Origin of the sequence: Vibrio sp. Y42_MX_L11 (assembly GCF_024181785.1) — a bacterium.
GTDB classification, from domain to species: Bacteria; Pseudomonadota; Gammaproteobacteria; order Enterobacterales; family Vibrionaceae; genus Vibrio; species Vibrio diabolicus.
In genome coordinates this window covers 61,682-88,536 of record NZ_JAMZAP010000003.1, presented here as the reverse complement: position 1 = coordinate 88,536, position 26,855 = coordinate 61,682, and the positions used below count along the sequence as shown (strand labels likewise).

Here is a 26,855-nt window from a genome sequence, read left to right as displayed (position 1 = left end):
TGCTGCCTATTTTCTTTTAGTCGATGACTTGTTACACAAGCTCGATTACTGTCCCGCTTTCAGCTTTAGGAAGTAATCTTCGTACTTAACGGTTAGATCACCAACCGCATCTTGCCATTCCACTCGATCAAGATCTTCTTGAGAAGGAAATAGCGGTGCAACATCTTTAAACTTAGCGTTCGATTCCTCTACCGCTGTTAAGTAACCAGTATCACGTGAGATTTGCTCTGCGATTTCTGGACGTAGTAGGAAGTCGATCATCTTGTGAGCTGCTTCTACGTTCTTCGCACCGGAAGAGATAGCGAAGTTATCAACCCAACCGATACCGCCTTCTTTAGGAAATACGAGTTTAAGATTTAGGCCTTCATTTTGAGCAGCTGCAGCGCTGCCGTTCCAAAGCATACCAACGCCCACTTCACCAGACATGTAAGGTGCGCCTGGGTTGTCAGAGTTGAAAACTAGAACGTTTGGCATCAACTTTTGTAGCTCAGCGTACGCTTCATCTATTTGTTTAGGGTCTTTTGAGTTGCCTGAATAGCCAAGTTTACGAAGTGCGATGTGGAAGACTTCACGAGTGTCGTCCATCAGCATTACTTGACCTTCAAGCTCAGGCTTCCATAGATCTGCCCAGCTTTGGAAGTCGTTTGGATCGTACATATCTGCGTTAACCGCTAGACCTGTAATCGCAACAACGTGTGGAATAGAGTAGTCGTTATTTGGATCGTAAGGCTTATCTAGATAGTTCTTATCTAGGTTGCCGAAGTTTTTAAGCTTAGTCTTATCGATCTTTTGTAGCATACCTTCATCGCGCATTTTTGCTACGAAGTACGTTGAAGGTACCACTAGATCATAACCTTGGTTATGAGTTTTTAGCTTTGCGTACAAAGTTTCATTCGACTCGTAAGTCGAGTAGATCACTTTGATACCAGTTTCTTTGGTAAATTGCTCTAGGATATTACTGTTGATGTAAGGCCCCCAGTTCATAAATACCAACTCTTTATCGTCCGCTGCCGCTGAACCTGAGAACAGAGAAAGCGCACATGCACTACCAGCTAATAGAGTAGCCCATTTTTTCATTGACGTTAGCTCCAAACCAAACGTTGTCCAAATCATTTTGGACGGTAGATAGAAAAACAGAATGGCATGTAACCATTCTGTTTCGTGATGTTAACGGATGTGGATTTTACTTTACTTTTTCTCTTGCGAGCAACTGAGAAATTACGACAAGAATTAAAGAAACTACCAACATGACCGTTGCAAGAGCATTCACTTCCGGTGAAATACCCACCTTAACCATCGAGTAAATTTTCAATGGTAGGATTTCATACGTTGGACCTGTTACGAACGAACTGATAATTACGTCGTCCAGAGACAGGGTAAAGCTAAGCAGCCAGCCTGCCGCAACTGCTGGTTTTGCAAGAGGAAGGATGATCTGCTTTAAGATAACCCATTCACTTGCGCCAAGATCTTTTGCTGCTTCCAACATCTTCACATCGAAGCCATTTAAGCGGCTGTATACGGTTACCACCACAAATGGCAAACAGAAGGTGATGTGGGCAATCAATAGAGTAAAGAAGCCCAGCTGTGCGCCTAATACTAGGAACAGAGCAAGTAATGAAATCGCCATGACAATATCTGGAGACATCATTACGACAAACAGCATGCCGTTTACAGCACCTTTGCCTTTGAACGAGTAACGGAATAGGGCAACAGCTGTTAAGCTCCCAATAATAGTAGCCGCTGTTGCAGAAAATACCGCCACGTTCAATGAGTGCCATGCAGCCTGCATTAGGCTGTCGTTGTTGACTAGGGTTTCATACCATTTCGTGGTGAAACCACCCCATTTCATACCAAATTTATTGGCGTTAAATGAGTTTACGATTAGTACAACGATTGGCAGATACAAAAATGCATAAACCAACGCCATAAAGCTAAATCTAACTGTGCGTCCCATTAGTCTAGCTCCACTTTCTTATTCAATAATTTGCCTGCTCGGTAGTAAGCGTAAAGCATTACCGCCATTGCGAAGGTGAGGGCGATACTGGTCGCAGCACCAAATGGCCAATCACGAGCGTTCAATACTTGGCTCTTAATTACGTTACCAATCAGTAGGTTCTTCGCACCGCCTAGAAGATCTGAGATGTAGAACATACCCAGCGCAGGCAGTAGAACCAACAAACAGCCACCGATAATGCCAGGCATTGTCAGAGGTAGAATTACTTTAGTAATGGTTTGGAGCTTGTTCGCACCGAGGTCTTTTGCTGCCTCGATGTAAGTGTTGTCCAACTTCTCGATTGCCGAGTAAAGCGGCAGAATCATGAAAGGAAGTAGGATGTATACAAGACCAATCATTACAGCCGTTTCGGTATACATAATACGCAACGGCTTGTCGATGATTTCCATTGCCATCAGCGACTTGTTCAAAATGCCCTGTGTACCGAGAACAATCTTCAGTCCGTAAGTTCGAATCAAAGAGTTCGTCCAAAATGGTACGATCACCAAAAACAGCATAAACGGACGCCATTTTTCAGGCATTTTCGCTACGATATAAGCAAACGGGTATCCAATGACTAAACACAACAACGTTGCCACAATTGCCATGTAGAACGAGTGCATCAGCACTTTCGCATACAGTGGGTCCAGCAGACGCAAGTAGTTGTCGAAAGTGAATGTCATTTCGATTAAGTTTGCTTCATCACGCGTTAAGAAACTGGTACCAATAATCATCACGTTTGGTACCAACACAAACAGTGTTAGCCAGCCTACGATTAAGGCAATGATCGCGTTCTGAAGATTAATCTTCTTGCTTATCATTGAGTACTACCTCCCAGCTCTCAACCCAAGTGATAGCGACTTTCTGGCCAAGTGAGTGGTCCACATCAGGATCATCTTCGTTAAAGAACTCGCTTACCATTACACGCATACCTGAATCCAATTGGATAACAGAATCTAACGTCATACCTTTATAAGTACGCTCAGTTACGTGACCTACAATGCCTTTTTCTTCAGACTCTTTGATTTCTTCGATACGTAAGTCTTCAGGGCGAAGTAGTACTTGTAGTTTGTCGCCTTTCTGTGCTTCCTTATCGTAGTAAACGACGGATTCAACACCTTCAATTTCTGCGCGGATGCGTTTGTCATCGATGCGCTCTAGCATGGTTGCATTGAATACGTTGATCTCACCAATAAAGCGAGCAACAAACAGGTTCTTAGGCTCTTCGTAAATCTCACGTGGAGAGCCATCTTGTTCGATAACGCCATCACGCATCACGATGATGCGGTCTGACATCGATAGGGCTTCTTCCTGGTCGTGTGTTACAAAGATAAAGGTAATACCAAGTTGACGCTGAAGCTGCTTCAACTCAATCTGCATTTGTTTACGCAACTTGTAGTCCAGCGCCGATAGCGATTCATCGAGCAGAAGTACTTTTGGTTTATTAACAACTGCACGAGCAATTGCGATACGCTGTTGCTGGCCACCAGAAAGTTGGTGCGGTTTACGCTGTGCCATTTTTTCTAGACGAACCATGCGTAATGCTTCTATTACTCTTGGTTCAATCTCTGCTGCAGGCGTTTTCTGCATACGAAGACCAAAAGCGACATTGTCAAAAACGGTCATGTGTGGAAACAGTGCGTAACTTTGAAATACCGTGTTGACGTGTCTCTGCTCAGCAGGAACCTGTGTTACATCTTGGTCATCCAAAATGATTTGACCGTTATCCGCCGCTTCAAAACCAGCGATCATTCGTAAAACTGTCGTTTTACCACAACCAGAAGGCCCAAGAATCGTCAGAAACTCACCATGATTAACATCCAGATTTAAATTACCGATGATTTCCTTACCATCGAAACTTTTACTAATACCAGATAAACGAATAACTGGCTTTCCTGCTTGCGGTTTTGCGTTCAACGTCTGTATTTCCCCCACGTTCAAGCTGGGATAATCCCAGCTGATGTGACACTAGCCATTCACTTTTGAGGCGCGCATCATAATCACCAAAATTGTGAAATTAAAGCATTTTCTTATCTTGAAACAGAAAAAATTTTGCAGGCAAAAGTCATCATTCCTTACCATACTGTTTTTATAAGATTAATTGGCATTTAAACACAGTTTGATAGCACTAAGCTCTGTACAATAATTGTTTTCAATTTCATAACCTTGTGAGTGGTTAATTATCAACCATACAGTTGAGATTGCAAGGATAGTACGTGAGTTGTGATGTTAGATGTGGAAAGATTTCTTTATAATAACGGCCACATTAATTGACTGGAATTCCAGTGAAAATTTTACAAGTTAATCTTGGATAAACTATGAACGACGATTTTGAGAAAGATTTCAATCTTGGGGGGAGTGTAGAGCGAGCTTTGTCTGGCAACTACGAGCTTAAAGCTGGGGCTGTTTTCAATGAGGCTTGGCGAGCAACCATCCAGCACTTTTTATCCTTTTCTCCTGCTATTATTGTATTGCTTTTTGTCCAGTTAGGTATTTTCTATATCGCGTTACAACTGCAGTTGGGTGATCTGACCGTTATTCTTGATGCATTTGAGAATCCAGAATCATTCACTAACGATATTGTGTCTTCTATTTATGTCGCGAACTTTAGTTATGAGGTGATCAGCGCCCCAATTTATGCAGGGATCAGCTTGATGGCGATGAGCCATATAGCGGGCTTAAAGACTAAGTTGCGCCATGTAGGTAAAGGGCTGCAGTTTACTATTCCCGTGATCCTAGCAACGCTGATGAGCCTAATGCTGCAAGGCGTAGTTGGTATGATCTTCCCTCTACTGTCCCTGTATCTTTCTTTAGCGTTTAGTCACTATATCTTGTTGATTTGTGAAAAAAGAGTGCCACCAATGCAGGCGCTACTGTTATCACTTCGCGCTATTAACAAGAAGATTTTTGTTGTCGCAGGGCTTTACTTAGGCGTGATGTTGATGTTTATTATCGCTGCGATGTTCTACGGTATTGGCTTGATTTTTGTGTTGCCATTCTTCTTTCATTTGAAAGGCATACTCTACCGCGAAATGTTTGGAATTAAGCTCAAGATCGTTGCAACACAGAAAAACGACAATGATCACGATGGTAACTCACAGGTGTTTGATGCCTAATTCTTTAAAATCAATAAGTTTACGAGTGGCGGCTACCTGTATAGCCGCCACTTTCATTTCTATTGGACCGTATTTACACTACGAGCAACAGTTTAAATATGTTGAGAATCCTGATGTGCTGTCCGGGACAATTAAGCATGTCGATTTGTCTCATTTGCCACACATTGGTGATATCCCTGACTTCAACGCAATAAAAGACACCAAAGAGAAAAAAGCGGCGTTTTTTGATTTTTTAAGGCCTAAAATAGCACTTGAGAATCAACGAATTCGCCATGAACGAGCGTTTCTTACTTCTTTAAAGGTGGGCCAAATCACTCAAGAGCAAGAAGAGTACGCTCAGCGACTAGCGGCTCTGTATTCTTTGCCTTTGAGCGACAACAAAGTCGATCACGCGTGGTTGGGAGAAATGCTTGTGCGAGTGAATGTCTTACCAGAAGCGCTGGTTCTAACTCAAGCAGCAAATGAATCTGCGTGGGGCACTTCTCGTTTTGCCACTCAAGCGAACAACTTGTTCGGCCAATGGTGTTATAAAAAGGGTTGTGGAATTGTTCCTGCGCAACGTGGCGCAGGCAAAGCTCATGAAGTTGAAAAATTCGATTCTGTACAGCAGTCGGTTCATGGCTACTTTATGAATGTTAATCGAAACCCAGCGTATGCTGAACTGCGTGAAATCAGAGCTTCTCTAGCCGAAAAGAACAAAGACCTGTTATCGGTCGCAACGGCGTCAGAGTTAACTCATGGATTGCTAGCATATTCTGAACGTGGCATTGCTTATGTACACGATCTTCGCGCTATGATTCGTCATAATAACGCCTACTGGACACAATAAAATAACGGATAAAATGAAAAAGTTAAGCCTAAGTCTATTGGGAAGTGCGGCGCTAATTCTTGTATCGCCAATAACCCAAGCTCAAGAGTACATGTTCACATACTCAAAGTTATACACCCAACTCAAAAACAACAATAAAGAAGGGCATGACGACGTGAAAGTTGGCGTCTTCTTTGTGGACGCGAAAACTAAGCAAATTTGTACAATAGAAAAAGCTTGGATGGAAAAAGAAGAGCACTATGAAGAGTTTGTTATCCCTGCTTCACAAGACTTGCCTCTGCCAGTCGATAAAAACTTAAAGTCAGCGAATCCGTTGGTTTTTGTCGATACTCCAAAAGATACTCGCTGCGATTACTCACTTGTCGTGATGACCAAAGAGCCATTACAGGGTAATGTTTCTTACGAGCAACTTAAGCCTCTTCTACCTCAAATGCAGACGATGCTGGAAGATTTAGGCGGTATGTTTGCGGGTTGGTTTACACCTGAAGTTCAAGGTGTGACGATGGAGTTTGCAAATCAACTGAATGATAAAGTGATTTTCTCAAACGGAACCGAAAAGCCAATTGTCAATGGCAAGATACAAGTCGCACTAAGTGAAATAGGGCAAGGTGGCACAATGACACTACCAGAACCGACGATGCGAGTGCTACCTTATCTGCCTAACGCAAAGAAGTGAACACTGAGAGTTTAGAAAGAGCTGCAATTGCGGCTCTTTTTTCATTTGTGAGGGTAACTAAGCTACCTTTCGTGTCCTTTTCTTAATGTCTCAATAAGACAAGCATTTAATCCTGCGTAAAAAGCTCGTATAATCCACGCCCCAAAGAAACCCATGTTAGGAAGTCCTAGTCGATTTATCGGCGATGTGAGAGCCCGCAATGAACCAAATAGATACAAGAAAAGAAACCCTAGAATTCAACAAGCTTCAGAAACGCCTGAGAAGACATGTTGGAAATGCCATTACTGATTACAACATGATTGAAGAAGGCGATGTTGTGATGGCATGTATTAGCGGTGGTAAAGATTCATTCGCGATGCTTGATATCCTGTTGAATCTTCAGAAAGCTGCGCCAATCAAATTTGAAGTGGTTGCGGTAAACTTAGACCAAAAACAACCGGGCTTCCCTGAGCATATTCTGCCTGAGTATTTCGAAACACTGAATATCCCTTACTACATCGTAGATAAGGACACGTATTCAGTCGTAAAAGAGAAGGTGCCAGAAGGCAAAACCACTTGTGGTCTGTGTTCACGCCTACGACGTGGTACGTTGTATTCATTTGCAGAGAAGATTGGTGCAACTAAGCTTGCGCTAGGTCATCACATGGATGACATCGTCGAAACAATGTTCTTGAATATGTTCCACGGCTCTCGCCTTAAAGCGATGCCACCAAAGCTGCGCTCTGATGATGGTCGTAACGTGGTCATTCGTCCATTGACTTACTGTCGTGAAAAAGATCTGATCAAATACGCTGAGCACAAGGATTTCCCAATTATTCCGTGTAACCTTTGTGGCTCTCAAGAGAACCTTCAGCGTCAATCTATAAAAGCAATGTTGATTGAATGGGATAAGAAGACGCCAGGGCGTGTGGAAGCGATTTTTAAATCAATTCAAAACGTAAGCCCAAGCCAACTAGCAGACCGCGAATTGTTCGACTTTGTTAACTTACCGCTAGATCGCGAAGGTAACCGCGAAGAGTATGAATTTAATGAGGCTGTCGTTTCTTCGACGAATATTGATGAATCAATGTTCATCGATGTTACGAACATCTAACTCATAAAAAGGAGGTCAATTAGACCTCCTTTTTTGTGCCTAACGCTCTAACTGCTCCAAACAAAAATCCCCCTGTATTGGGGGGATTTATTAGCGTCTGTTTGAAAGCGCTCAATATAGCAATGTTACAAAGAGATTAGGTTGCTGTGTTTGGATCAAGAGGACTAATGTAGCCTTTTGGTTTTAGAGCCAATACATCGCAATTTATTTTATCGATCACGTGCTCAGCTGTATTACCAATAAAGACAGCAGAAAGCCCGGTTCGCCCTGTGGTGCCTAAAATAACCATTGCAGCATTCAAGCGCTCTGCTGCTGCTGGAATGACATCTTCAGGTAAGCCTTGCTCAACAATCGTTTGCTCTTCATCAAGGCCGTGTTTTTGGCGTAATGCTTTCATCGCAGTTAAGTGATGACCTCGAACGGCATCGGTATAAGTCGTTGGATCAAACTCAGGAAGTTCAATGGTAATGTTCGCCGGTGTAACGGGATACGCATTAACAAGGTATGGTTTGGCATCCAGTCGGGTGGTGACTTCTTTTAGTCGCTCGACCATGGCATCGTTGAGATCAATATGAGTTGGATTTTCAGAGCCTACGTGCACCGAGGCAAGAATGCTTGCTTGTTCTGGCCAATCTGCATTTTTAATCAGAAGTACTGGGATAGGGCATTTACGTAGCAAGTGCCAATCGGTCGGAGTGAAAATTACAGATTCTAACACGTCATGCTTACGTGTGCCTTTAATGACTAGGTCATGGCTGCCTGCATAGACCTCAGCGATAATTGCTTCGTAAGGACGGTTGTGCCAGACGACACATACATCAAAGTCGAAGCCATCGTTTAGATAAGGTTGAGCAATTTTACGCATCCACTGCTCACGTTGATGGATAACACCTCGACGCATAGCATCTCTTTCATCCACTGATAGCATTGACGTCATGTCATAAGAGAAATCGTAAATGGATAAAAAGAAAGTGATTCGGCTTCTAGATACACTTTTTTGAGCTAATTGAACAGCTCTTGCAAGTGCGGGCTGCTCATCATTATTGATGTCAGCTACAACAAGGATCTTACTGTATATACTCATAACTAAGCCCACTTCTATTGCAAAACCAGATACTGAATATAAATTAAATCAGTATTTTGGAGTACTTACCGTACATTTTTACTGTAGCTTAGTTTGGGTAACTTTTTGAGGACTTTCGAAAGGAATTTATGAGAAATATGATGTAGCTCATTTTCGAGCTACATCAATAATTGGGGTGTATTATTCTTTAGTTACACCAGCAAGTTCCATCAATGCATCGTGGTCTAAGATAGTGATATATTTACCTTTTACACTTAGGATCTCGGATTTCTGGAAACGACCCAACAAGCGACTGATTGTTTCCACTGTAAGACCAAGATAGTTACCAATATCACCACGAGTCATCGTTAAACGAAACTCTCTAGGGCTGAAGCCACGTTGAGAAAAACGAGTTGATAGGTTGTATAGGAAAGCCGCTAGACGTTCTTCTGCATTCTTTTTAGAAAGAAGCAAAATCATTTCCTGATCACCTTTAATTTCGTTACTCATCAAACGCATAATTTGCTGGCGAAGCTTAGGCATTTTACCTGATAGGTCGTCTAAAATTTCGTATGGGATTTCACATACCATCGACGTTTCAAGCGCTTGAGCAAAGCTAGGGTGGGAGTCACCTGTAATGGCATCGAAACCAACTAGGTCTCCGGCCAAGTGAAACGCTGTGATTTGCTCATCACCTTGCTCTGTGATCGTATAGCTCTTGATGGTACCAGAGCGGATAGCGTACAGAGATTTTAGCTCGTCACCAGCCTTAAAAAGCTCTTGTCCTTTTTGGATAGGCTTCTTACGTTCGATGATTTGGTCAAGCTGATCAAGTTCTGCCTCATTCAGAGTGAACGGGATACACAGCTGACTAATGCTACAATCTTGGCAATGAATGGCGCAACCGCCTGATTGGATACGCTTTGTTGCAGGTTTTTCAGAAATCATAACAACCTTTCACTATTTGATATACATCAATATTTTAGCATCGCTTAATCCTAAAGGATAGCAAAAATGTCACCTCAATAGAGTTTAACGTTATATGAAACCGAGTAACTCTAAAGCTCCTACAGCAGTGTACGAACCATACCCAATAAGGATTAATGCTGAAATATTTCTAAATATTAACGATTTTTGTAATTTCTGAAAATGGTTGGCACCATAGCCAATAATAAGCATTGCCGGAAGTGTTCCGAGGCCAAACGCGAGCATAATAAGACCACCGTTTATTGCGCTGCCTGAAACCGCCGACCAAGTTAGCGCAGAATAAACCAAGCCGCATGGTAACCAGCCCCAAATGAAGCCAAATGGTAAAGCATGAAGAGGGTGCTTTAATGGCAACAAACGCTTACCAGCAGGTGAGATAAAGCGCCAAATGTGCTGTCCTAACTTTTCTATTAACAGTAAACCTTGCCACCATCTAGCAATATAAAGCGCAACCAGAATCATGAACAGTGCGGCAATCAGCCTTAACCAAGCAAGAGAATGCGTTAATCCACTTAGCTCAGATAAACCTGATACTGCTCCGCCTACTAATGCACCGATTACGGCATAGCTGCTCAATCGCCCTAGGTTGTAGAAGAGTGGAATAAGGGGGGAGCTTTTACTTGTAGAAGAGCCCATGGTAAGCAGAGACGCGATACCACCACACATTCCCATGCAATGACCGGCCCCGACGAGGCCGATCATCAAAGCACCAATAAAGTCAGGAGTCATAAAGGTTGCTATTTTTTATCACTATTAGATTTGTCTTCTTCATCAAGAAGAATGTTATGTCCTTGTCGTTCTAGATCTTCAAACTGATCACTTCTTACTGCCCAAAGAAAAACGGCAACAGCAACACAAACGAGAACGATAGCGATGGGAATCAATATATAAAGACTTTCCATGTTTGCTTTCTCTACTTATTTCTCTTTGAGCAGGCGCAAAGAGTTAGATACAACGATAATTGAGCTTGCAGACATGCCAACTACTGCAATGTAGGGAGCCACTAAACCAGCGACAGCTAAAGGCAAAATTAACAGGTTGTAACCCAAAGACCAAGCCAAGTTTTCTCGAATAATCTTTCTTGTACGCAGTGCAAGCAAACGTGCCTCTAGTAGCTTTTCGAGATTATCCCCAAGTAACGTCATATCTGCAGATGCTTTAGCGACATCCGTACCACCGCCCATTGCAACAGAAAGATGAGCTCCGGCGAGAGTAGGTGCGTCATTGATGCCATCGCCAACCATCATTGTGATACTGTCTTCATCAAGACTCTTAAGGTACGCGAGTTTGTCTTCTGGTTTTGCTGACGCAACGACGTGATCGATACCAATTTCATTCGCTACAGGTCGAGCGTTTGAGAGAGAGTCACCTGTTAGCAGCGTTGTCTTAATTCCAGCGTCAGCAAAACGTTGAACAAAGGCTTTGCTTTCTTTTCGGATAGGGTCGCGGTAGTAAAAGCTAGCGACATGCTCGCCATCAACTGAAAGATAGACCGCATGGCTTTCATCGCTTTCCTTGCCTTGAACAAAAACCGCACTGCCTATCTTAACGATTTTGCCATTCCAGATCCCCTCAATCCCTGAACCAATCACGTTTTGCACTTCATACACAACAAAGTCGTCATTGGCGTAACTTGCAAAAGAGCGAGCGATAGGATGGTTTGCATGAGCTTCTAATGCTGCGGCTAGAGAGAGACAATCTTCTTTTGGAAGATCACTCAACACTTTTGTATCGCAGATCTCAATATCGCCTTTCGTCAGAGTACCTGTTTTATCTACAACTAAGTGGTTGATCTTACATAGCGTCTCGAACACATGACCTTTACGAAGCAAAATGCCAAAGTTTCCCATACGAGAGGTAGCACAAGTTAGAGCAGTTGGAGTCGCAAGAGATAGGGCACATGGACAGGTGGCTACCAATACGGATAGCATGATCCAAAACGCATCATCTGGTTTTGTTTGATGCCAGTAAAACCAAGTACCAGCAGAAATAATAAGAATTGCTCCAACAAAGTAACGAGCAACAACGTCTGCAATTTCTGCGATTTTAGGTTTGGAGTGTTGAGCTTCATCTTGTAAACGCACGATATTGGAAATCATTGAGTCGGCTTTGGAACTCATGACCTCTAGCTCAAATGACTCATCACCGTTTAGTGTTCCTGCATAAACCGCATCGCCTTCTCGTTTCACAACATGTACGGATTCACCCGTTAGCATGGATTCATCAATATGAATACGACCCGAAATAACTTTGCCGTCAGCTGGGATATGTTCACCAGGAAGGACGCGAATACGATCACCAACTTTTAGAGTTTTCACTGGTATTTGCTCGCCATCCAGCGTCGTGGCGATCGCTGGGATCAACTTTAATAGGTTACCACTCGCCGCTGCGGCTTTGCGACGCGCTCGCATCTCTAAAAATCGTCCAACCAATAGGAAGAAAGTGAACATTGAAATCGATTCGAAGAAGACTTCGCCCTGTTCTGTAACGGTTGCTATTAAGCTGGCTACATAGGCAAAAATAAGTGCAATCGAGACAGGCACATCCATACCGAGGGTTCGGCCTTTGATGCTTCGCCACGCATTTAAGTAAAACGGAAGAGCAGAGTAGAGTAGGACTGGCGTAGCAAAGATCAAACTTATCCAACGAAAGTAATTTTTAAACTCCGGTTCTAGGTCACCAAAAACTTCTAGGTACAATGCGACGGCTAGCATCATAACTTGCATGGTAGCTAAACCAGCAATACCTAATCTGTATAAGTATTGCTTCATCATTCGATGATAAGAGGCTTCTTGCTTATCAGCTTCAAATGGTGCGGCTTTATAACCCAATTTATGAATGACAGATAGGAGCTCACTTAATCGCACCTGAGTTTTGTCCCAGGCTAGTAATGCGCGGTTAGTGGTTGTATTCACGCGGATAGACACTAACCCAGCCGTATTAGAGACTTGCTTTTCGATTAACCACGCACAAGCTGCACATGACACGCCTTCTAAAGAAAGAGTTACTTCAGAGACATTTTCACGATTTCGCACAAATTCTGATTGTACATCTTCATTATCATAATGAATTAAAGCTTGGAGTTGCTCTGGTACTAAATCTGCTTTTTCCGCAGGCGCAGTTCTATATTGATAGTAGGATACTAAGCCGCTGTCTACGATGGTTTGAGCAACCGTCTCGCAGCCAGGACAACACATCTTGCGGGATTCACCGAGTATATCAACTTTAAAATCCGTGTTGGCTGGTACATCTTCACCACAGTGATAACAGGATTCACACATATGCTTACTTCATTAACGGTGTTGACGAGGCTGGAAATTCAACTTTACCTTGGATCATCCATTGTTGGTCATGTGGTTGTAGTTCGACAAACCAAGGACCTTGAATAGATTCTTCTGCCGTTAGGCGGTAATTACCAGATGCATCCGCCGTAACGAGCTTTGTAAAGTCGCGGTCAGGAAGAGTACGATGAGTGAAAGTGACCGTTAGAGCAGGGTAATGAGATAGCTTCCCTTTAGCGAAAACAATCACAACATTGTTATTTTCAGAAGAAATCTCTGCGTTAAGACCTAGGTCACGAGCGACATTCATTTTACTAATGTCGATGTTAATGCCTTTGCCTTTTTTATAGTAATCCTCTGCGACTAAAGAAACAGAGTTGTTCGAGAAAACGACCACAGTAATCACAGTCCAAACTACGACAGTAAGAGGAAGGATGATTAGGAACCACGGCCAAAATTGTTTATACCAAGGCTTTACCATAAAAAAGTTCTCAACAGCTAAATGAAAAAAATGTAGGCGTTAAATTTAAAGGAAAGACAGCCCCTATGAAAGGGGCTGTTATTGCTATGTTACTTAATATCTCAGTTACTTACTCTCTGAGTTACTTAAGCTCCAGACATAAGAGGCAACGAGCTGAACTTTATCTTCACCCAAAATGTCTTTCCACGCGGGCATTACACCTGAGCGGCCGTTCATTACGGTTTCGGTTACAGCTGCACGAGAGTCGCCAAATAGCCAATCTTGGTCTGTAAGATCAGGTGCACCGACTGCAGGGTTACCCTTACCATCAGTACCGTGACAAGCTGCACACACGACGAAACGTGCTTTACCTGCCGCTGCTTCACGAGCATTCACTTTACGACCAGATAGGCTAAGTGTGTAGCTTACTACTTCTTGAACACCTTGCTCACCAAGCGCATCTTTCCATGCTGGCATTTGACCAATACGGCCATGCATGATGGTTGTTACGATTGCAGCTGGTTCACCGCCGTATAGCCATGCATCATCAGTTAGGTTAGGAAAACCTTTCTGACCACGAGCATCAGAACCGTGACATTGAGAACAGTTTTGCAAAAACAAACGTTGGCCAACTTTTAATGCTTCAGGATCTTGCGCAATTTCAGGAATTGGGCGTAGACCACTGTCATTGTGCGCGAGTTTACGGAATGCTTCGCCGAAGTATGCATCTGCGTAATCCAGTTCTTTTGCGTATTGGTTTAGTTGCTTGTTCTCTTGTGCTTTAGCGATGGCTTCTTTTGACTCTTCCAGTGAACGTACTGTTTGAGCAGAACTCTGCCAGTTTAAAAAGCCCTTGAAGCTACCTAGACCTGGGAATAGGGCTAGGTAAACTGCTGCAAACACAAATGTACTTACAAACAGATAAGTCCACCACTTTGGTAGAGGGTTGTTTAGCTCGCGAATACCATCGTACTCGTGGCCCATGTCTTCCCCTTCCTCGACGCCCATTTTATCTTTAGCGCACCAAGTTAGGAGAATCGCACAGCCTACCAGCGTACCGACAGTAATCACGATAATCCAGAGACTCCAGAATGTAGTCATTACTTCTTCACTCCTTGGTTATTTGGGGTCGTTTGTTCTTCGTCAGCAAACACCAAGTTGGCATCTTCTTCAAAGCGTGCTTTACGCTTTTTACTAAATGCCCACCATACGATGCCGATAAAACTAGCGAAGAGTACAACGGTATAAATACTATGAATTGTACCGAAATCCATATGATCCCCTTACTTCATTGCATGACCAAGAGACTGAAGGTAAGCGATGATTGCATCCATCTCTGTTTTACCTTCTACTTCTTTAGCCGAATTCGCGATCTCTTCATCAGTGTATGGAACACCGAACTGATCACGAAATAGCTCAAGTTTCTTCTGCGTTAGCTTACCGTCTAAAACGTTTTCAGCTAACCACGGGAAACCTGGCATGTTTGACTCAGGCACAAGCTCACGAGGATCTAGTAGGTGAACGCGGTGCCATTCATCAGAATAACGACCACCAACACGAGCTAAATCCGGACCTGTACGCTTAGAGCCCCAAAGGAATGGGTGTTCCCAAACACTCTCACCGGCGACAGAGTAGTGACCGTAACGTTCAGTCTCTGAGCGGAAAGGACGAACCATCTGGCTGTGACAAACGTTACAACCTTCACGGATGTAGATGTCACGACCTTCCATCTCCAGGGGAGTGTAAGCACGTAGATTCTCTACAGGTTCAGTCGTTTGCTTTTGGAAAATCAGAGGAGTGATCTCTACAAGAGCACCCCAGCTGATAGCAAACACGATAAAAATAGCCAACAAACCGACATTACGTTCTAAGATTTCGTGGCGATTATTAGAATTATTACTCATTCTTAAATCTCCTTATGCCGGATGTGGGATAGCTTTTAGGCTTTCTTTTGGTGCACTTACCGTTTTGTACGTGTTGTATGCCATTAGGAACATACCAGATAGGAAGATAAATCCACCTAGGAAACGTACAAAGTAGAACGGATAAGACGCTTCTACAGACTCAACAAAGCTGTAAGTTAGCGTACCGTCAGAGTTAACCGCGCGCCACATCAGACCTTGCATTACACCAGAGATCCACATCGCAACGATGTAAAGAACGGTACCGATTGTTGCTAGCCAGAAATGCACATTCACTAGACCAACAGAGTACATACGCTCTTGGCCAAATAGGCGAGGTACTAAGTGATATACAGAGCCGATAGAAACCATCGCAACCCAACCTAACGCACCAGAGTGAACGTGACCAATGGTCCAGTCTGTGTAGTGAGAAAGTGCGTTAACTGTCTTAATCGACATCATTGGACCTTCAAAGGTAGACATACCGTAGAATGACAAAGAAACGATTAGGAAACGTAGGATAGGGTCATAACGAAGCTTATGCCATGCACCAGATAACGTCATAATACCGTTGATCATACCACCCCAAGAAGGAGCAAATAGAACCAGCGACATCACCATACCTAGAGACTGAGTCCAGTCCGGTAGCGCTGTATAGTGAAGGTGGTGAGGGCCTGCCCAAATATATAGAGAAATAAGCGCCCAGAAGTGAACGATAGATAGACGGTAAGAATAAACAGGACGTTCAGCTTGTTTAGGAACGAAGTAGTACATCATGCCTAGGAAACCAGCGGTGAGTAGGAAACCTACCGCATTGTGTCCATACCACCACTGAACCATCGCATCCACTGCGCCTGAGTAAATCGAGTAAGATTTACCAAGTGACACAGGAATAGCCATGCTGTTCACGATGTGAAGTACTGCTACTGTGATAATAAAGGCACCGAAGAACCAGTTTGCCACATAAATATGTGACGTGTTTCGCTTCACCAGTGTGCCAAAGAACACCACCGCATATGATACCCATACTAGCGCAATTGCGATATCAATAGGCCATTCTAGCTCAGCATACTCTTTACCCGATGTTAAACCGAGAGGCAAAGTAATGGCTGCTGCCAGGATGATTGCTTGCCAACCCCAAAAGGTGAAGGCAACGAGTGGGCCACCAAAAAGACGTGTTTGACATGTGCGCTGTACAACATAATAAGACGTTGCGAACAGAGCACTTGTACCAAACGCAAAAATTACCGCATTAGTATGCAGTGGACGTAAGCGACTGTACGTCAACCACGGCGTATCAAAGTTTAGCTGTGGCCAAACTAATTGAGCGGCAATCAAAACACCAACAGCCATACCAACTATGCCCCATAAAATGGTCACAAGGGTAAATTGGCGAACGACTGTATAGTTGTAGTTTTGTTCAAGCTGCTTTACTTGGCTCATTTGCATGCTTCCAATTTCTAATTAACTACACTTTTACTTCCAACACGACTTGCGTCGTAACACCACCCAAGTAAACTCTAGAATTCAAGTGTTATCATCACCTTATTTCCATTGCTGACTTTAATAAAAAGTGGCATTTTCAGCGTGACACTATACTTGAATTAACAATTCAATGACAGGGTAGTAACCTTACTGGCCCCCTGGAAATCATTTTTTATTTAAAAAGTTTGAAGTTTGTAACAAGGATATTAGTAATTATGCCTGCACAAAAGTTAACAAAGGCGCGACTTGCACAAATCTTAATCATGCTCAGTGTGTTAATAGGCGCATTTTTCTGGCGTACCTTTACACACGAGAGCGTTACTAGCATTGACTGTTCACAAAAAGAACGATGCGATGTAACAATTGAAGGTGAAATAATCACAATTAATCGTGACTCAACGGGAATTTCGCTCGAAACGATAAAAAGTAGCACTCTAAAAATTGATCCAAATCAATCTGGCGAATTTATCAATCTCGATCGGGAACATAAGAACATGGAATGGGACACCATGCCTGAATCAAGAAAAATCACCTTTAAAAAAGGCGAAAACATTGTTGTAGTTCAATTATAAATACGATCTGTCACGAGATAATCGCAACTTCTTAATGAAATTTTCACCTTCTTACCTAGAGAAAATTGGTTGGAATGGTATAACAGCAGAGTGATACCCAATTATAAAATCGTATGCATTGCCAATCAGTTTTTACTCATATTAAAGATGAAGACTCAGCGATAGAAACGCTTAGGTCCGAACTGACACAACAGAACTTGTCTTACGTGATGTGCTACTACACGGAAGAGTACGACTTTGAGTTAATTCGAGAAGCGTTTCTTGAGCATTTTCCCGGTGTGCCTTTTCATGGAGCTAGTTCATGCCAAGCAGTAATGACAGACCAGGGGTTTCATACGGGCCCAGTGATTGCGGTGCTCGCAATTTATGATTCAGGCCCTCATGCTTATGGCACTGGTATTTCTAACTATGATTCAGGTGACAGTGTAACCAAGGCCTTGGATATGGCTCTTGAGAACGCTAACCGCGTAGGAGAAGTGCCAAACTTAATACTGCTTCATGCAACTCCAGGGCAAGAGGAATCAATCATTGCATCTATAGATGAAAGGTTTGGTACGCTGATCCCAATTATTGGTGGTTCAGCCGCTGATAATCATATCGCGGGAAAATGGTCTGTTATTACCGCCCAAGGATCTCAAACTGCAGGTTTAAGTCTGACATTATTTTACTCCTCACAGCCTGTTGATATTGCTTTTAGTGCTGGGCACACTCCAACCAATATCAAAGGGGTTGCAACCAAAACTAACGATAGGTGCTTGCTAGAAATTGATGACGAACCAGCCCTCAATGTTTATAGAAAGTGGACAAACCATCAAGATAACCAAGTAGGCAAAAACAACCTGCTATTTACAAACTCGAGCGCTTATCCACTAGGGCGTGTCGCTGGCCACCTCTATGAGCGTCCATATTACAAATTGTCCCATCCAATTCGTGAGACGCGAGATGGAGGAATTGAGCTATTTACACGAATAGAAGAGGGTGATGAACTCACTTTAATGAAAGGAAGCAGAGAACACCTCGTTGCACGCGCTGCTAAAGTTGTAAATGCAGCCTTTAATCAAAAATTAGAAGAATCTCGAAAAATTGGGGTGATAAACATCTTTTGCGCAGGTCCTATGTTGCACTTAATGCAAGACATGAATAGCGTTTGTGAACAAATTAACCAAGAACTAGAACAGTTACCTTTTATTTGCCCTTTTACTTTTGGTGAGCAAGGTAGATTTATTGGTGGTGAGAATGGACATGGAAACCTGATGATTTCATCAGCGATATTCCATAAACCTTATGAAAGATAAATACTTAGACATATACCAACAGGAAGCGCTGCAAGAAGCGTTAGTCGAACTAAAACAGGCTAGGCAAAGAGAGCGACTGCTCGCCGATGAGAATAAAGCTATTCTTTCAGCGATATCCGCGATGAGTGAAGCAAAAAACCGGCACGAGATATTTACGGGATTAAATAATGTCCTTAAGAAGTACATCAACTTTGATGATTTTATCGTTCTAACTCGTGATGATGAGAGGTACCCCTTCAAAACGTTGATATCGACAAATAGTGTATTTGATAACATATCTTGGTTACACGGTAACGCATCTGAGAGGGCGCTGAATGGCGAATGTATTCTGCTGTTCGAACCAGATAGGCTTGCGGAGTTTATTAACCTGAACAGTTTTATAAAAAGCCATGTAAACTCGGTAGTCCTAACGGGCATACGTTCAGAAGTAACACAAACGGTCATCTTACTTATTGGTGCTAAGAAAGGGCACTTTAGCATAGAAAATAAGGAAACCTTAAGACGCTTTCGGCCTTTAATTGAGAGGGCTGTCATCGATATTGAGACCAAAGAGAAGTTACAACGTATTGTTGAAGTGCGGACAACTCAGCTTGCTAAAGCAAGAGAAGAAGCAGAGCTTGCAAATCGCTCAAAGTCAGAATTCTTAGCGATGATGAGTCATGAAATTAGAACCCCTCTAAATTCCGTCCTTGGAATGCTCGATATTCTGAAACAATCCACCTTATCAGAAGAGCAAATCGATGCCCTGAGCCAAATGGAATGCTCAGCGGAGTTGCTTCTCGCGATTATCAGCGACATCCTTGACCTCTCAAAAATTGAATCAGGTCGCTTTCAACTCAATGAGCAGTGGGTTAATTTAAGAGACACTGTCACTTTTGTTATTTCTCAACAAAAACAAATAGCTAAGAAGAAGAGCCTTCAATTTAAACTCAATTGCATGGTAACTACCGACAAACAGTTTTGGATTGACTCTACGCGATTATCTCAAATCCTGTTTAATCTTATTGGGAATGCAATAAAGTTTACTGATGAAGGAGAAGTAAAAGTTTCAGTATCTGAGCAAGACTCCGAGCTTGTAATTTCAATATCAGACACCGGAATTGGTATATCTAAAGCCAAGCAAGAACATCTATTTACGGCATTTCATCAAGGTGATCGTTCCATCACGAGACGCTTTGGTGGTACAGGACTAGGGCTAGCAATAACCAAGCATTTAGTTGAAATGATGCGCGGCAAGATTATCGTTAAAAGTGACGAGCATGTCGGCTCAACATTTACTATTAAGATTCCCGTTTTAACTCGGTGCAATCAAAATCGTCCAGTTAAAATAGAAAACAACCAACCAATAAAAGCGATGGATCTTCTCGTAGTCGAAGATACCGAGTCGAATCAGTTTGTAATAAAGCTTATTTTAAATAAGCTTGGTCATAATGTTCATATCGCAAGTCATGGAGCAGAAGCATTAACGTTCTTAGAGGAAAATGAGGATTTAATCGACCTGATTCTTATGGATGTCTCGATGCCAGTGATGGATGGGATTACTGCAACAAGGCTTCTCCGAGATAAAGGCTTCAAGACTCCAATCATCGCATTAACCGCTCATGCGCTAGAAAGTGATAGAGATAAATGCCTTGACGCAGGTATGGATGGATTCATTTCCAAACCAGTTCGAAGACAAGATATCTTTGAAGCTATACAGCCATTTCTGTAAGTAGAAAAAGCATTAATATAGATCTTAACAATCGATAGATTATTAAGATCTATATTAAGTATTTTATGGTAAATAGATTATGGTTAAATTAGAAAAACAGCTTTCAGGGTATTATATGTACAAATATACGCTCATAGATTTTGCCAAGAAAGTAAGAGGGGTTATAAAGTTAACGTTCTAATTTATCTAGCCTTAGGGTAAGTACGTGTACAGAATACTAATCATTGTGAATTTAACATAACACATATAATGCGCACTGATATAGGGATTCCTGTGGACTTGAAATCACTAAGGCTAATCCAGTGCAAGCCATTGAGATTCCTGATAATCCAAGCCCATTAAACTTTTTTGCAATTCCTTCCCATACTGATTTTAACTGCAGATTATCATTTCGAGTTGATTGGTTTACCTCACCTAGTCTGCATTCCCAACCAATTACACGAGAGCCACTTCATTTTCATCTAGTTCATCGAGTCTGAAAGCTTTGTGCTCTTGCTGCCCGATACTTCTAATCAACATTGCAATCACGAACCTGTGGCTATATGAAGCCGAATATACTTTTCTGGATATTTATAACGATAGCGTTTTCCTTTCCTCAAGTTGGATTTCACATACCGACAAACTTTTTTGTCACCACTACTGGTTACTCTTTTTATTACTGCTTTTTTACCTTTGTGTTCCATCTCTATCATGACATCACAATAACCTTGGTAGTCATCAAATTTATTGTCTGCTTTCCTTTGAATCTTAGTTTTAATCTTTTTAGCCAATGGATTCGTTTCCGAGTCGTCAGACAAAGCTGAAGCACTTACAAAGAGAAAGATCATTAAAGTTACAACGTATCGCATAGTTTAAGTCCGTTTATCTTATTGATTAATCAATGATAAATAATTTTTCTATAGATACGAAAATGGGACGCTATATTGCGTCCCATTTAACACGATTAAGTAACTGATATGTAATTAAGCTCGCTTCTTGCCTTTGCTCGTTTTGAAACCTTGATGCGGAAAAACGTTGCGAATCCGCTGTTGGATTTTTTTGGGAACGTCCTTGGAGAAGCTCAAACGCATGCCGGTTCGATGGCTATATACCTTCATTTCACCACTAAACGGATTATGTTCACTAATATCTTGTAAGTTATGTTTGAAAGAAGGTGGTAGATGCCCTTTTACGTTACTGATATGGCCGTTATCAAACTTTACTTTTAGCACTGGTCTATCAACTGCGATCAACCAAAAGATCACGATGGCAGCAATTAAGATTACATATAACATTTGGCACTCCCTATCCTAGCTAGATAGCAATTTACTCAAATCCTCTTTGATTGAGGTAACTTTTTGACTCGCTTTTTCACTTCTCGATGCTTCAGAAAGTAGATATTCAATTGCGTCAGATAACGTACAACCGAGCTCGTTTGCTCTGCTAGAAAGCTTTTCCCAAACTCGATAATCTAAGTCAATGGACTTTTTCTTTGTATGGACTTGCTCTGCATTGAAATGACGCTTCCTTTTCGCTCGGATAGCCTGCTTGAGTTTGTTGTCCAACTCTTCTGACATGTGGTTTTCTATCCAAGCTAATACAAGCGTAGGTTCGTGTTCAAGCCGTTTTAGCTCTGCAACCGCGGCATCTGCTTCACTTGTATCAATATGTCGGGTAATCGCTTCACCATCTTTCCATTTCTTGATGAGATACTTCCATTTCCACCCACACTCTAGATTCTCAAGCTGCTGATATTTCATTTATTCCGACCCATAAACATAACCTAGTGACAGCGTAACCCAGATAATTTACTTGGGCAAATAAAACTCTTAGAAGTATCGATGTTGATCACTCATTTGTCTAAGTATTGTTCATTGAGTGTTGAATGCCTTGAGCGAACCAAATTGGTGCTAGGGTGTTATAGTCCATTTCGTTATAATGTCGGCAAGATTGAATTACGATGAATTTTAATGAACCAACTTAATTGGCAAGACGTAACACCTTCACTTGAGCAGTACGAAGCACTTTTAAAGTCTGCACCTTCGTTACCAAAGAAGTCTTTTACTGATCTTCAACCGAGGATGTCGGCAACGATATCTCGCTTTTCCAAAATGTCGGGATTGACACGCGTGCTACTCATTAACTGCGTCGATAATTCTGTCTATAGAGAGTTCATCAGTAAAGCTCTTCAGAGTCATTCTAACGCTGCGATTGTTTTGTCGGAATCACTTGATGCCAAACGTTTATTTGACCGTTACAGTGTTGATGTAAGTGGTGATATTGCCTTCCAACCTGGCTTGATTTCACAAGCTGACGACGGTTATTTGATTGTACCTGCTAATCTCATTCTGGCTAACCCGGGACTTTGGCCGAATATAAAGTCTGCAATTCAACAAAACCTTATCGAGCCACTGAACCTAAGCCCTACTCGCTTACCTACTTCAGTACCGCCATCTAAAGCTTATGATGTAAAACTGATTGTAACTGGGGAAAGAAGTCAGTTAGCAGAGCTAGAATATATCGACGAGGACTTTTGTTCAGGCTTTGCCATGTATACCGAAGTTGAAGAAGATATTCATTTGTCAGAGCAGAATTTGACAGATTACTTTGGTTTGGTGAACTGGATATGTTCTCAATATCAGCTGCCTCACTTAACGGGATGTGGCTTTAGAAGACTATTGCTAGCTGGTATGAGATTTACTGAAGATCAACATTATTTGCCGTTAGGTGTAATGTGGCATTCTCAACTTCTAACACTTGCCAGCCAGTTCAGTGATGGCCAAACATTAGATTACGAGTCATTAGATAAAGCGATTGACGACAAGTATTACCGCGAATCCTATCTTCCTCAGCGTGCCGTGTACGATATTTTAGATGGCCAAGTCATCATTGAGACAACTGGGAAGCAAGTTGGTCAAATCAATGGCCTAACCGTCATCGATATGGCTGGACACCCTGTCAGCTATGGTGAGCCTGCCAGAATATCGTGTGTAATTCACTTTGGTGATGGCGATGTTTCCGATGTTGAACGCAAAGCTGAGCTTGGAGGCAATCTACATGCGAAAGGCATGATGATTATGCAAGCTTTCTTAAGCTCTGCTCTAAAACTGGATGAACCACTGCCTTACTCTGCCTCGATCGTATTTGAACAGTCTTATAGTGAAGTTGACGGTGACAGCGCATCTCTCGCAGAACTTTGTTGCTTGGTGAGTGCGTTATCTGAATCTCCAATTAATCAACAAGTTGCGGTTACAGGAGCCGTCGATCAGTTTGGTCGAGTGCAAGCCGTCGGTGGTTTGAACGAGAAAATTGAAGGTTTTTATCAGGTTTGTAAACATCAAGGTTTTACAGGAAATCAAGGCGTTGTCATGCCGAAATCAAACCTTAAACACCTTGCATTACATAAAGATGTAATAGAAAGCATTAAAAATGGTGAATTCCATATTTGGTCCGTTTCTACGGTAGATGAAGCTATTCCGATTGTTATGAATAAACCTTTTAGAGGCGAAGACGATAGCATTATTGGCAAAATAGCGGAACGTATTGAAAACTTTGAAAGACATGAGCATCCAGAAGGAATTGTGCAGCGCATCAAAAACTGGTTTGTCTAGTACTGATCGGAGTTGTTTAGCGTACACGTGTTCACTAAGATGCAGCTATCAAAAATTGGAGTAATTGATAATGCAAAACAAACGTGATTCTTATAACCGTGACGATCTACTTGCTTCTAGCCAAGGGGAACTGTTTGGGCCTGGTTACCCTCAGCTTCCTGCGCCAAACATGCTAATGATGGATCGTATTACTAAAATGTCTGAGACAGAGGGCGATTTTGGTAAAGGTTTGATCTTGGCGGAATTGGATATTACTCCAGATTTGTGGTTCTTTGATTGCCACTTCCCTGGTGACCCGGTAATGCCTGGCTGCCTTGGCCTCGACGCGATGTGGCAACTTGTTGGCTTCTTCCTTGGCTGGGTTGGCGGTAAAGGTAAAGGTCGCGCTCTAGGTGTTGGTGAAGTGAAGTTTACAGGCCAAATCCTACCGACAGCGAAAAAAGTAACCTACGAAATCCACATGAAACGCGTCGTAAACCGTAAACTGGTAATGGGTTTGGCTGACGGTCGTGTATGCGTAGATGGCAAAGAAATCTACGTTGCGAAAGATTTGAAAGTTGGTTTGTTCCAAGACACTTCAAACTTCTAATCACGATTTTAATCAATTTATAAAGGCTCCTATTTAGGGGCCTTTTTGTTTGCCTAGTCTATAAATGTAGAAAAGGCTCCGTAGAGCCCTTTCGAATCCTTCTTTTTGTATGTGGAGAGTTTATTTGTAGAGACCAGATTGTCTTTCATCTCTGGCATCACGCCAACCACCTAACCAATACGACCGAGCATCAACTTGTTGATATGGGCAAGCCTCTTGAGACCTTCCATTCAACCCAGCTTTATAGCCTTGAGATTGAGCTCGTTCTAGGCGATCACGCTTTTGTCTCTTCATAGTTAATTCCTCATACAGGTCCATTTACTAACGTACAGCTGTTATTGTGAAACTTTGATGGAGTTTTTATGACTCCACTTATAAGAATCGATCAAGTTGAGTGATTTCTCAAGGCATAAAAAAAGCAGAGGCTCAAATGTGTGAGCCTCTGCTTGATTTAAAAATTACTGACGATTTTTGACTATTTTCTACGGAACCCAAACAATCCAAGCATGGTCAAAGCTAACCAACCAAGGCCTGCACCTTGACGCTCTGTTGTCGTTGAGTCAACGCTTCGAGACACAATGTCCTTCTCAGTCGCACCTGCAATAGGCACCAATTTTACGGCTACGATTTGCTCATCAGAACTACATGTCGCATTGTTTGCTGTTGTACTGTAACCGCCAGCACATTTCATAGCAGTACCAGAGATCACACCTGCATCATTGATATCAGTTGCGTCGATAATACGGAACTGATTGTTTTGTTCAGAGTAATCACCGCCATTAGTCAAACTGTCTAGGAACCAAGTTTTTCCATTAAACAATGTTGCAGCACGTTCACTAGTCTCGCCACCTAGGCTATATGGATAGATAAAACCGCGCTTACGACGTGGCTTGCCATCGTCTTCACGAGTCGTTTCTGCATCAAGTTGCCCGACGATTTCATTGTAAGAGTTGATACCGCCCATCTTACCGCCCGCACCGCTAAAGAAAATGCCAGTAGTTGGGTAAAAAGCGCTAATAGAATCCTTACGAACATCATTTACGATAAAGAGACGATTTGGAGCAGAGCCCGTTGGCATTAGATATCCGCCCGAACGTTTTGCTTCACCAATAGCAACAAAATTTGAGTTAACATCGGTTAATCGTGAGTTTGTATGAACCGTATCATCGCCCTCACGCTGTCTCGCTCCTACAACAACTTTGTTTTTCCAAGTTGCGTTTTCAACGCTACCTTCTGCCTCTAGGGTTCCGACAAAAACAGTAGCATTCAGATAGTTATCATCACTGTATGTGTTGTAACCCACGCCGTAAACCGTTGTTCCATCTGTGACAAGGTCACGCATGCTTCCTTGAGCCAGTCTTTCTCCGTCTTTAGATGTGCCACTTGGCCAAGCCAACTCACTGACGGTTCCACTTTGATCCCAAATAGCTGCTTTCGATGTGTGGTGAGCGCCATTGGTATTGCTTGCCGTTCGAGATACACTACCAACGGTAAAAATGCCATCGGTTTTCCAAGCGTGGCTTTGCACAACGCTTGCGTCGTTATCACCTGTAACAAAATTTGGTTCAATAGGTGCTACGACTGTATTTCTTGTTTCCAGTGTCGACTGGTTTTCACTGCTGACTTTACTTTGATTACCGACAGCTGCACCATCTTCGGTAAGCTGATTGATAACATTGTTATATTCATTTTTATAAGCAGCAGAATCGCCTTCTACAAATGCTAACGCATTAGAAGTAAAGTCTTTACTACGCTCTTTGTTCCATGGGGTCCAGTTTACAGAAGCCCAAGAGTCACAAGTAGAATAGCGAAGCTGGTTATAACAGTAACGTTCAAAATCTTTGAGTTCTTGGATGTAATAAAAGCCCGCGTCCAATCCAAATGGAATTTCCTCACGATAGCTGTTCCCATCCACGGCTTGTGTCGCTGAAATCGGTGTTGTGCGAGTTTCCATCGCAAGCTTAAATTGGTCTGGTGTACAGTTTGCTGCTGCATCAAAACAGCCCAAAGCGAAAGGGGAACCTGTTGAAGGATCTGTACCCGCATCACCTTGCTGAATTGCAACGCCGTAAGCCGTTTGGTAGTCACCGTTTGAACCATGATCCTGAGGTGAAACCTCAACCACTTGATACAATGCCGCCTGTGCGTTCATTGCGGTACCAACCATCATCGCAATGGCGGTCAATTTGAATTTATTACTACAATTCATTGAAT

28 protein-coding genes and 1 pseudogene are annotated in these 26,855 nt (G+C 42.5%); 9 read left to right on the top strand and 20 right to left on the bottom strand.

The window, feature by feature from the left end; genetic code table 11:
* Positions 1-45: 45 nt before the first annotated feature.
* The 4 genes from NL643_RS04135 to potA all read right to left on the bottom strand — a co-directional run bounded on the left by NL643_RS04135 (position 46) and on the right by potA (position 3,910).
* Positions 46-1,077 (bottom strand): extracellular solute-binding protein, encoded by a 1,032-nt coding sequence (locus NL643_RS04135; protein ID WP_012841832.1) that lies wholly within the window; start codon positions 1,075-1,077, stop codon positions 46-48.
* 106 nt (positions 1,078-1,183) lie between these two features.
* Positions 1,184-1,954, bottom strand: a complete 771-nt coding sequence (potC, locus tag NL643_RS04130) for a spermidine/putrescine ABC transporter permease PotC (protein ID WP_005396472.1) — start codon at positions 1,952-1,954, stop codon at positions 1,184-1,186.
* On the bottom strand, positions 1,954-2,814 hold the full coding sequence (gene potB / locus NL643_RS04125) for a spermidine/putrescine ABC transporter permease PotB (protein ID WP_012841831.1): 861 nt from the start codon (positions 2,812-2,814) through the stop codon (positions 1,954-1,956). Before potB ends, potC begins: the two co-directional genes overlap by 1 nt.
* Positions 2,795-3,910, bottom strand: a complete 1,116-nt coding sequence (gene potA, locus NL643_RS04120; RefSeq protein WP_225461677.1) for a spermidine/putrescine ABC transporter ATP-binding protein PotA — start codon at positions 3,908-3,910, stop codon at positions 2,795-2,797. Before potA ends, potB begins: the two co-directional genes overlap by 20 nt.
* Positions 3,911-4,311: 401 nt before the next feature.
* Here potA and NL643_RS04115 point away from each other — a divergent pair, with 401 nt between their 5' ends.
* The 4 genes from NL643_RS04115 to ttcA all read left to right on the top strand — a co-directional run bounded on the left by NL643_RS04115 (position 4,312) and on the right by ttcA (position 7,707).
* Complete coding sequence (locus NL643_RS04115) at positions 4,312-5,109, top strand: hypothetical protein (RefSeq protein ID WP_253643946.1); 798 nt, start codon at positions 4,312-4,314, stop codon at positions 5,107-5,109.
* Complete coding sequence (locus tag NL643_RS04110) at positions 5,102-5,938, top strand: glucosaminidase domain-containing protein (protein ID WP_031780554.1); 837 nt, start codon at positions 5,102-5,104, stop codon at positions 5,936-5,938. Before NL643_RS04115 ends, NL643_RS04110 begins: the two co-directional genes overlap by 8 nt.
* Positions 5,939-5,951: 13 nt before the next feature.
* Positions 5,952-6,614 (top strand): DUF2987 domain-containing protein, encoded by a 663-nt coding sequence (locus tag NL643_RS04105; protein ID WP_253643945.1) that lies wholly within the window; start codon positions 5,952-5,954, stop codon positions 6,612-6,614.
* 199 nt (positions 6,615-6,813) lie between these two features.
* Positions 6,814-7,707, top strand: coding sequence for a tRNA 2-thiocytidine(32) synthetase TtcA (gene ttcA, locus NL643_RS04100; protein ID WP_005377502.1), 894 nt, complete (start codon positions 6,814-6,816; stop codon positions 7,705-7,707).
* A gap of 136 nt (positions 7,708-7,843) precedes the next feature.
* Here the strand turns inward: ttcA and uspE are convergent, their stop codons facing one another.
* The 10 genes from uspE to ccoN all read right to left on the bottom strand — a co-directional run bounded on the left by uspE (position 7,844) and on the right by ccoN (position 16,842).
* Entirely contained in the window at positions 7,844-8,791 is a 948-nt protein-coding gene (gene uspE / locus NL643_RS04095) for a universal stress protein UspE (protein WP_053807422.1), read from the bottom strand.
* 180 nt (positions 8,792-8,971) lie between these two features.
* The gene (locus tag NL643_RS04090) at positions 8,972-9,718 is read right to left on the bottom strand and encodes an FNR family transcription factor (RefSeq protein WP_005377497.1); all 747 of its coding nucleotides are present in this window, start codon (positions 9,716-9,718) and stop codon (positions 8,972-8,974) included.
* Between the two features lie 90 nt (positions 9,719-9,808).
* Positions 9,809-10,486, bottom strand: coding sequence for a sulfite exporter TauE/SafE family protein (locus NL643_RS04085; protein ID WP_253643944.1), 678 nt, complete (start codon positions 10,484-10,486; stop codon positions 9,809-9,811).
* Between the two features lie 8 nt (positions 10,487-10,494).
* On the bottom strand, positions 10,495-10,659 hold the full coding sequence (ccoS, locus tag NL643_RS04080; protein WP_012841826.1) for a cbb3-type cytochrome oxidase assembly protein CcoS: 165 nt from the start codon (positions 10,657-10,659) through the stop codon (positions 10,495-10,497).
* A gap of 15 nt (positions 10,660-10,674) precedes the next feature.
* A complete protein-coding gene (locus NL643_RS04075; protein ID WP_253643943.1) occupies positions 10,675-13,038 on the bottom strand; it encodes a heavy metal translocating P-type ATPase metal-binding domain-containing protein in 2,364 nt (787 codons plus the stop codon).
* A gap of 4 nt (positions 13,039-13,042) precedes the next feature.
* Positions 13,043-13,519 carry a FixH family protein gene (locus NL643_RS04070; RefSeq protein WP_253643942.1) on the bottom strand — a complete coding sequence of 159 codons (477 nt, stop codon included), beginning with the start codon at positions 13,517-13,519 and terminating at the stop codon, positions 13,043-13,045.
* A 105-nt stretch (positions 13,520-13,624) separates the two neighbouring features.
* Positions 13,625-14,599 carry a cytochrome-c oxidase, cbb3-type subunit III gene (gene ccoP, locus NL643_RS04065; protein ID WP_253643941.1) on the bottom strand — a complete coding sequence of 325 codons (975 nt, stop codon included), beginning with the start codon at positions 14,597-14,599 and terminating at the stop codon, positions 13,625-13,627.
* Complete coding sequence (locus tag NL643_RS04060; RefSeq protein WP_005396487.1) at positions 14,599-14,772, bottom strand: CcoQ/FixQ family Cbb3-type cytochrome c oxidase assembly chaperone; 174 nt, start codon at positions 14,770-14,772, stop codon at positions 14,599-14,601. Before NL643_RS04060 ends, ccoP begins: the two co-directional genes overlap by 1 nt.
* Positions 14,773-14,781: 9 nt before the next feature.
* On the bottom strand, positions 14,782-15,402 hold the full coding sequence (ccoO, locus tag NL643_RS04055) for a cytochrome-c oxidase, cbb3-type subunit II (RefSeq protein ID WP_005377475.1): 621 nt from the start codon (positions 15,400-15,402) through the stop codon (positions 14,782-14,784).
* Positions 15,403-15,414: 12 nt separating this feature from the next.
* Positions 15,415-16,842, bottom strand: coding sequence for a cytochrome-c oxidase, cbb3-type subunit I (gene ccoN / locus NL643_RS04050; protein ID WP_005396488.1), 1,428 nt, complete (start codon positions 16,840-16,842; stop codon positions 15,415-15,417).
* A gap of 257 nt (positions 16,843-17,099) precedes the next feature.
* On the opposite strand from ccoN, the gene NL643_RS04045 reads away from it, so the two are divergent.
* The 3 genes from NL643_RS04045 to NL643_RS04035 all read left to right on the top strand — a co-directional run bounded on the left by NL643_RS04045 (position 17,100) and on the right by NL643_RS04035 (position 20,462).
* Positions 17,100-17,456 carry a hypothetical protein gene (locus NL643_RS04045; protein ID WP_170902011.1) on the top strand — a complete coding sequence of 119 codons (357 nt, stop codon included), beginning with the start codon at positions 17,100-17,102 and terminating at the stop codon, positions 17,454-17,456.
* Positions 17,457-17,569: 113 nt separating this feature from the next.
* Complete coding sequence (locus NL643_RS04040; RefSeq protein ID WP_170902010.1) at positions 17,570-18,751, top strand: FIST signal transduction protein; 1,182 nt, start codon at positions 17,570-17,572, stop codon at positions 18,749-18,751.
* The gene (locus NL643_RS04035) at positions 18,741-20,462 is read left to right on the top strand and encodes an ATP-binding protein (protein ID WP_048626397.1); all 1,722 of its coding nucleotides are present in this window, start codon (positions 18,741-18,743) and stop codon (positions 20,460-20,462) included. Before NL643_RS04040 ends, NL643_RS04035 begins: the two co-directional genes overlap by 11 nt.
* 232 nt (positions 20,463-20,694) lie before the next feature.
* On the opposite strand, the pseudogene NL643_RS04030 reads toward NL643_RS04035, so the two are convergent.
* The 4 genes and pseudogenes from NL643_RS04030 to matP form a co-directional block, all read right to left on the bottom strand.
* Positions 20,695-20,862: pseudogene (locus NL643_RS04030) on the bottom strand (DUF3693 domain-containing protein); the annotation flags it as partial.
* A gap of 124 nt (positions 20,863-20,986) precedes the next feature.
* Complete coding sequence (locus tag NL643_RS04025; RefSeq protein ID WP_104971713.1) at positions 20,987-21,310, bottom strand: hypothetical protein; 324 nt, start codon at positions 21,308-21,310, stop codon at positions 20,987-20,989.
* Between the two features lie 114 nt (positions 21,311-21,424).
* Positions 21,425-21,736, bottom strand: coding sequence for a DUF3634 family protein (locus tag NL643_RS04020; protein WP_253643940.1), 312 nt, complete (start codon positions 21,734-21,736; stop codon positions 21,425-21,427).
* A 15-nt stretch (positions 21,737-21,751) separates the two neighbouring features.
* A complete protein-coding gene (gene matP, locus NL643_RS04015) occupies positions 21,752-22,201 on the bottom strand; it encodes a macrodomain Ter protein MatP (protein ID WP_005396497.1) in 450 nt (149 codons plus the stop codon).
* A gap of 210 nt (positions 22,202-22,411) precedes the next feature.
* Here matP and NL643_RS04010 point away from each other — a divergent pair, with 210 nt between their 5' ends.
* A complete protein-coding gene (locus NL643_RS04010; RefSeq protein WP_253643939.1) occupies positions 22,412-24,052 on the top strand; it encodes a Lon protease family protein in 1,641 nt (546 codons plus the stop codon).
* A 70-nt stretch (positions 24,053-24,122) separates the two neighbouring features.
* Positions 24,123-24,641, top strand: coding sequence for a bifunctional 3-hydroxydecanoyl-ACP dehydratase/trans-2-decenoyl-ACP isomerase (gene fabA, locus NL643_RS04005; protein ID WP_005396499.1), 519 nt, complete (start codon positions 24,123-24,125; stop codon positions 24,639-24,641).
* Positions 24,642-24,761: 120 nt separating this feature from the next.
* Here the strand turns inward: fabA and rmf are convergent, their stop codons facing one another.
* Both rmf and NL643_RS03995 read right to left on the bottom strand, forming a co-directional pair.
* Positions 24,762-24,935, bottom strand: coding sequence for a ribosome modulation factor (gene rmf / locus NL643_RS04000; RefSeq protein ID WP_005377453.1), 174 nt, complete (start codon positions 24,933-24,935; stop codon positions 24,762-24,764).
* 181 nt (positions 24,936-25,116) lie between these two features.
* Complete coding sequence (locus tag NL643_RS03995) at positions 25,117-26,850, bottom strand: DUF3466 family protein (RefSeq protein WP_253643938.1); 1,734 nt, start codon at positions 26,848-26,850, stop codon at positions 25,117-25,119.
* Positions 26,851-26,855: the final 5 nt, after the last annotated feature.

Coding starts and splice junctions, on each gene's coding strand:
- NL643_RS04135 (WP_012841832.1), bottom strand. CDS start 1,077: ATGAAAAAATGGGCTACTCTATTAGCTGGTAGTGCATGTGCGCTTTCT.
- potC (WP_005396472.1), bottom strand. CDS start 1,954: ATGGGACGCACAGTTAGATTTAGCTTTATGGCGTTGGTTTATGCATTT.
- potB (WP_012841831.1), bottom strand. CDS start 2,814: ATGATAAGCAAGAAGATTAATCTTCAGAACGCGATCATTGCCTTAATC.
- NL643_RS04115 (WP_253643946.1), top strand. CDS start 4,312: ATGAACGACGATTTTGAGAAAGATTTCAATCTTGGGGGGAGTGTAGAG.
- NL643_RS04110 (WP_031780554.1), top strand. CDS start 5,102: ATGCCTAATTCTTTAAAATCAATAAGTTTACGAGTGGCGGCTACCTGT.
- NL643_RS04105 (WP_253643945.1), top strand. CDS start 5,952: ATGAAAAAGTTAAGCCTAAGTCTATTGGGAAGTGCGGCGCTAATTCTT.
- ttcA (WP_005377502.1), top strand. CDS start 6,814: ATGAACCAAATAGATACAAGAAAAGAAACCCTAGAATTCAACAAGCTT.
- uspE (WP_053807422.1), bottom strand. CDS start 8,791: ATGAGTATATACAGTAAGATCCTTGTTGTAGCTGACATCAATAATGAT.
- NL643_RS04090 (WP_005377497.1), bottom strand. CDS start 9,718: ATGATTTCTGAAAAACCTGCAACAAAGCGTATCCAATCAGGCGGTTGC.
- NL643_RS04085 (WP_253643944.1), bottom strand. CDS start 10,486: ATGACTCCTGACTTTATTGGTGCTTTGATGATCGGCCTCGTCGGGGCC.
- ccoS (WP_012841826.1), bottom strand. CDS start 10,659: ATGGAAAGTCTTTATATATTGATTCCCATCGCTATCGTTCTCGTTTGT.
- NL643_RS04075 (WP_253643943.1), bottom strand. CDS start 13,038: ATGTGTGAATCCTGTTATCACTGTGGTGAAGATGTACCAGCCAACACG.
- NL643_RS04070 (WP_253643942.1), bottom strand. CDS start 13,519: ATGGTAAAGCCTTGGTATAAACAATTTTGGCCGTGGTTCCTAATCATC.
- ccoP (WP_253643941.1), bottom strand. CDS start 14,599: ATGACTACATTCTGGAGTCTCTGGATTATCGTGATTACTGTCGGTACG.
- NL643_RS04060 (WP_005396487.1), bottom strand. CDS start 14,772: ATGGATTTCGGTACAATTCATAGTATTTATACCGTTGTACTCTTCGCT.
- ccoO (WP_005377475.1), bottom strand. CDS start 15,402: ATGAGTAATAATTCTAATAATCGCCACGAAATCTTAGAACGTAATGTC.
- ccoN (WP_005396488.1), bottom strand. CDS start 16,842: ATGAGCCAAGTAAAGCAGCTTGAACAAAACTACAACTATACAGTCGTT.
- NL643_RS04045 (WP_170902011.1), top strand. CDS start 17,100: ATGCCTGCACAAAAGTTAACAAAGGCGCGACTTGCACAAATCTTAATC.
- NL643_RS04040 (WP_170902010.1), top strand. CDS start 17,570: ATGCATTGCCAATCAGTTTTTACTCATATTAAAGATGAAGACTCAGCG.
- NL643_RS04035 (WP_048626397.1), top strand. CDS start 18,741: ATGAAAGATAAATACTTAGACATATACCAACAGGAAGCGCTGCAAGAA.
- NL643_RS04025 (WP_104971713.1), bottom strand. CDS start 21,310: ATGCGATACGTTGTAACTTTAATGATCTTTCTCTTTGTAAGTGCTTCA.
- NL643_RS04020 (WP_253643940.1), bottom strand. CDS start 21,736: ATGTTATATGTAATCTTAATTGCTGCCATCGTGATCTTTTGGTTGATC.
- matP (WP_005396497.1), bottom strand. CDS start 22,201: ATGAAATATCAGCAGCTTGAGAATCTAGAGTGTGGGTGGAAATGGAAG.
- NL643_RS04010 (WP_253643939.1), top strand. CDS start 22,412: ATGAACCAACTTAATTGGCAAGACGTAACACCTTCACTTGAGCAGTAC.
- fabA (WP_005396499.1), top strand. CDS start 24,123: ATGCAAAACAAACGTGATTCTTATAACCGTGACGATCTACTTGCTTCT.
- rmf (WP_005377453.1), bottom strand. CDS start 24,935: ATGAAGAGACAAAAGCGTGATCGCCTAGAACGAGCTCAATCTCAAGGC.
- NL643_RS03995 (WP_253643938.1), bottom strand. CDS start 26,850: ATGAATTGTAGTAATAAATTCAAATTGACCGCCATTGCGATGATGGTT.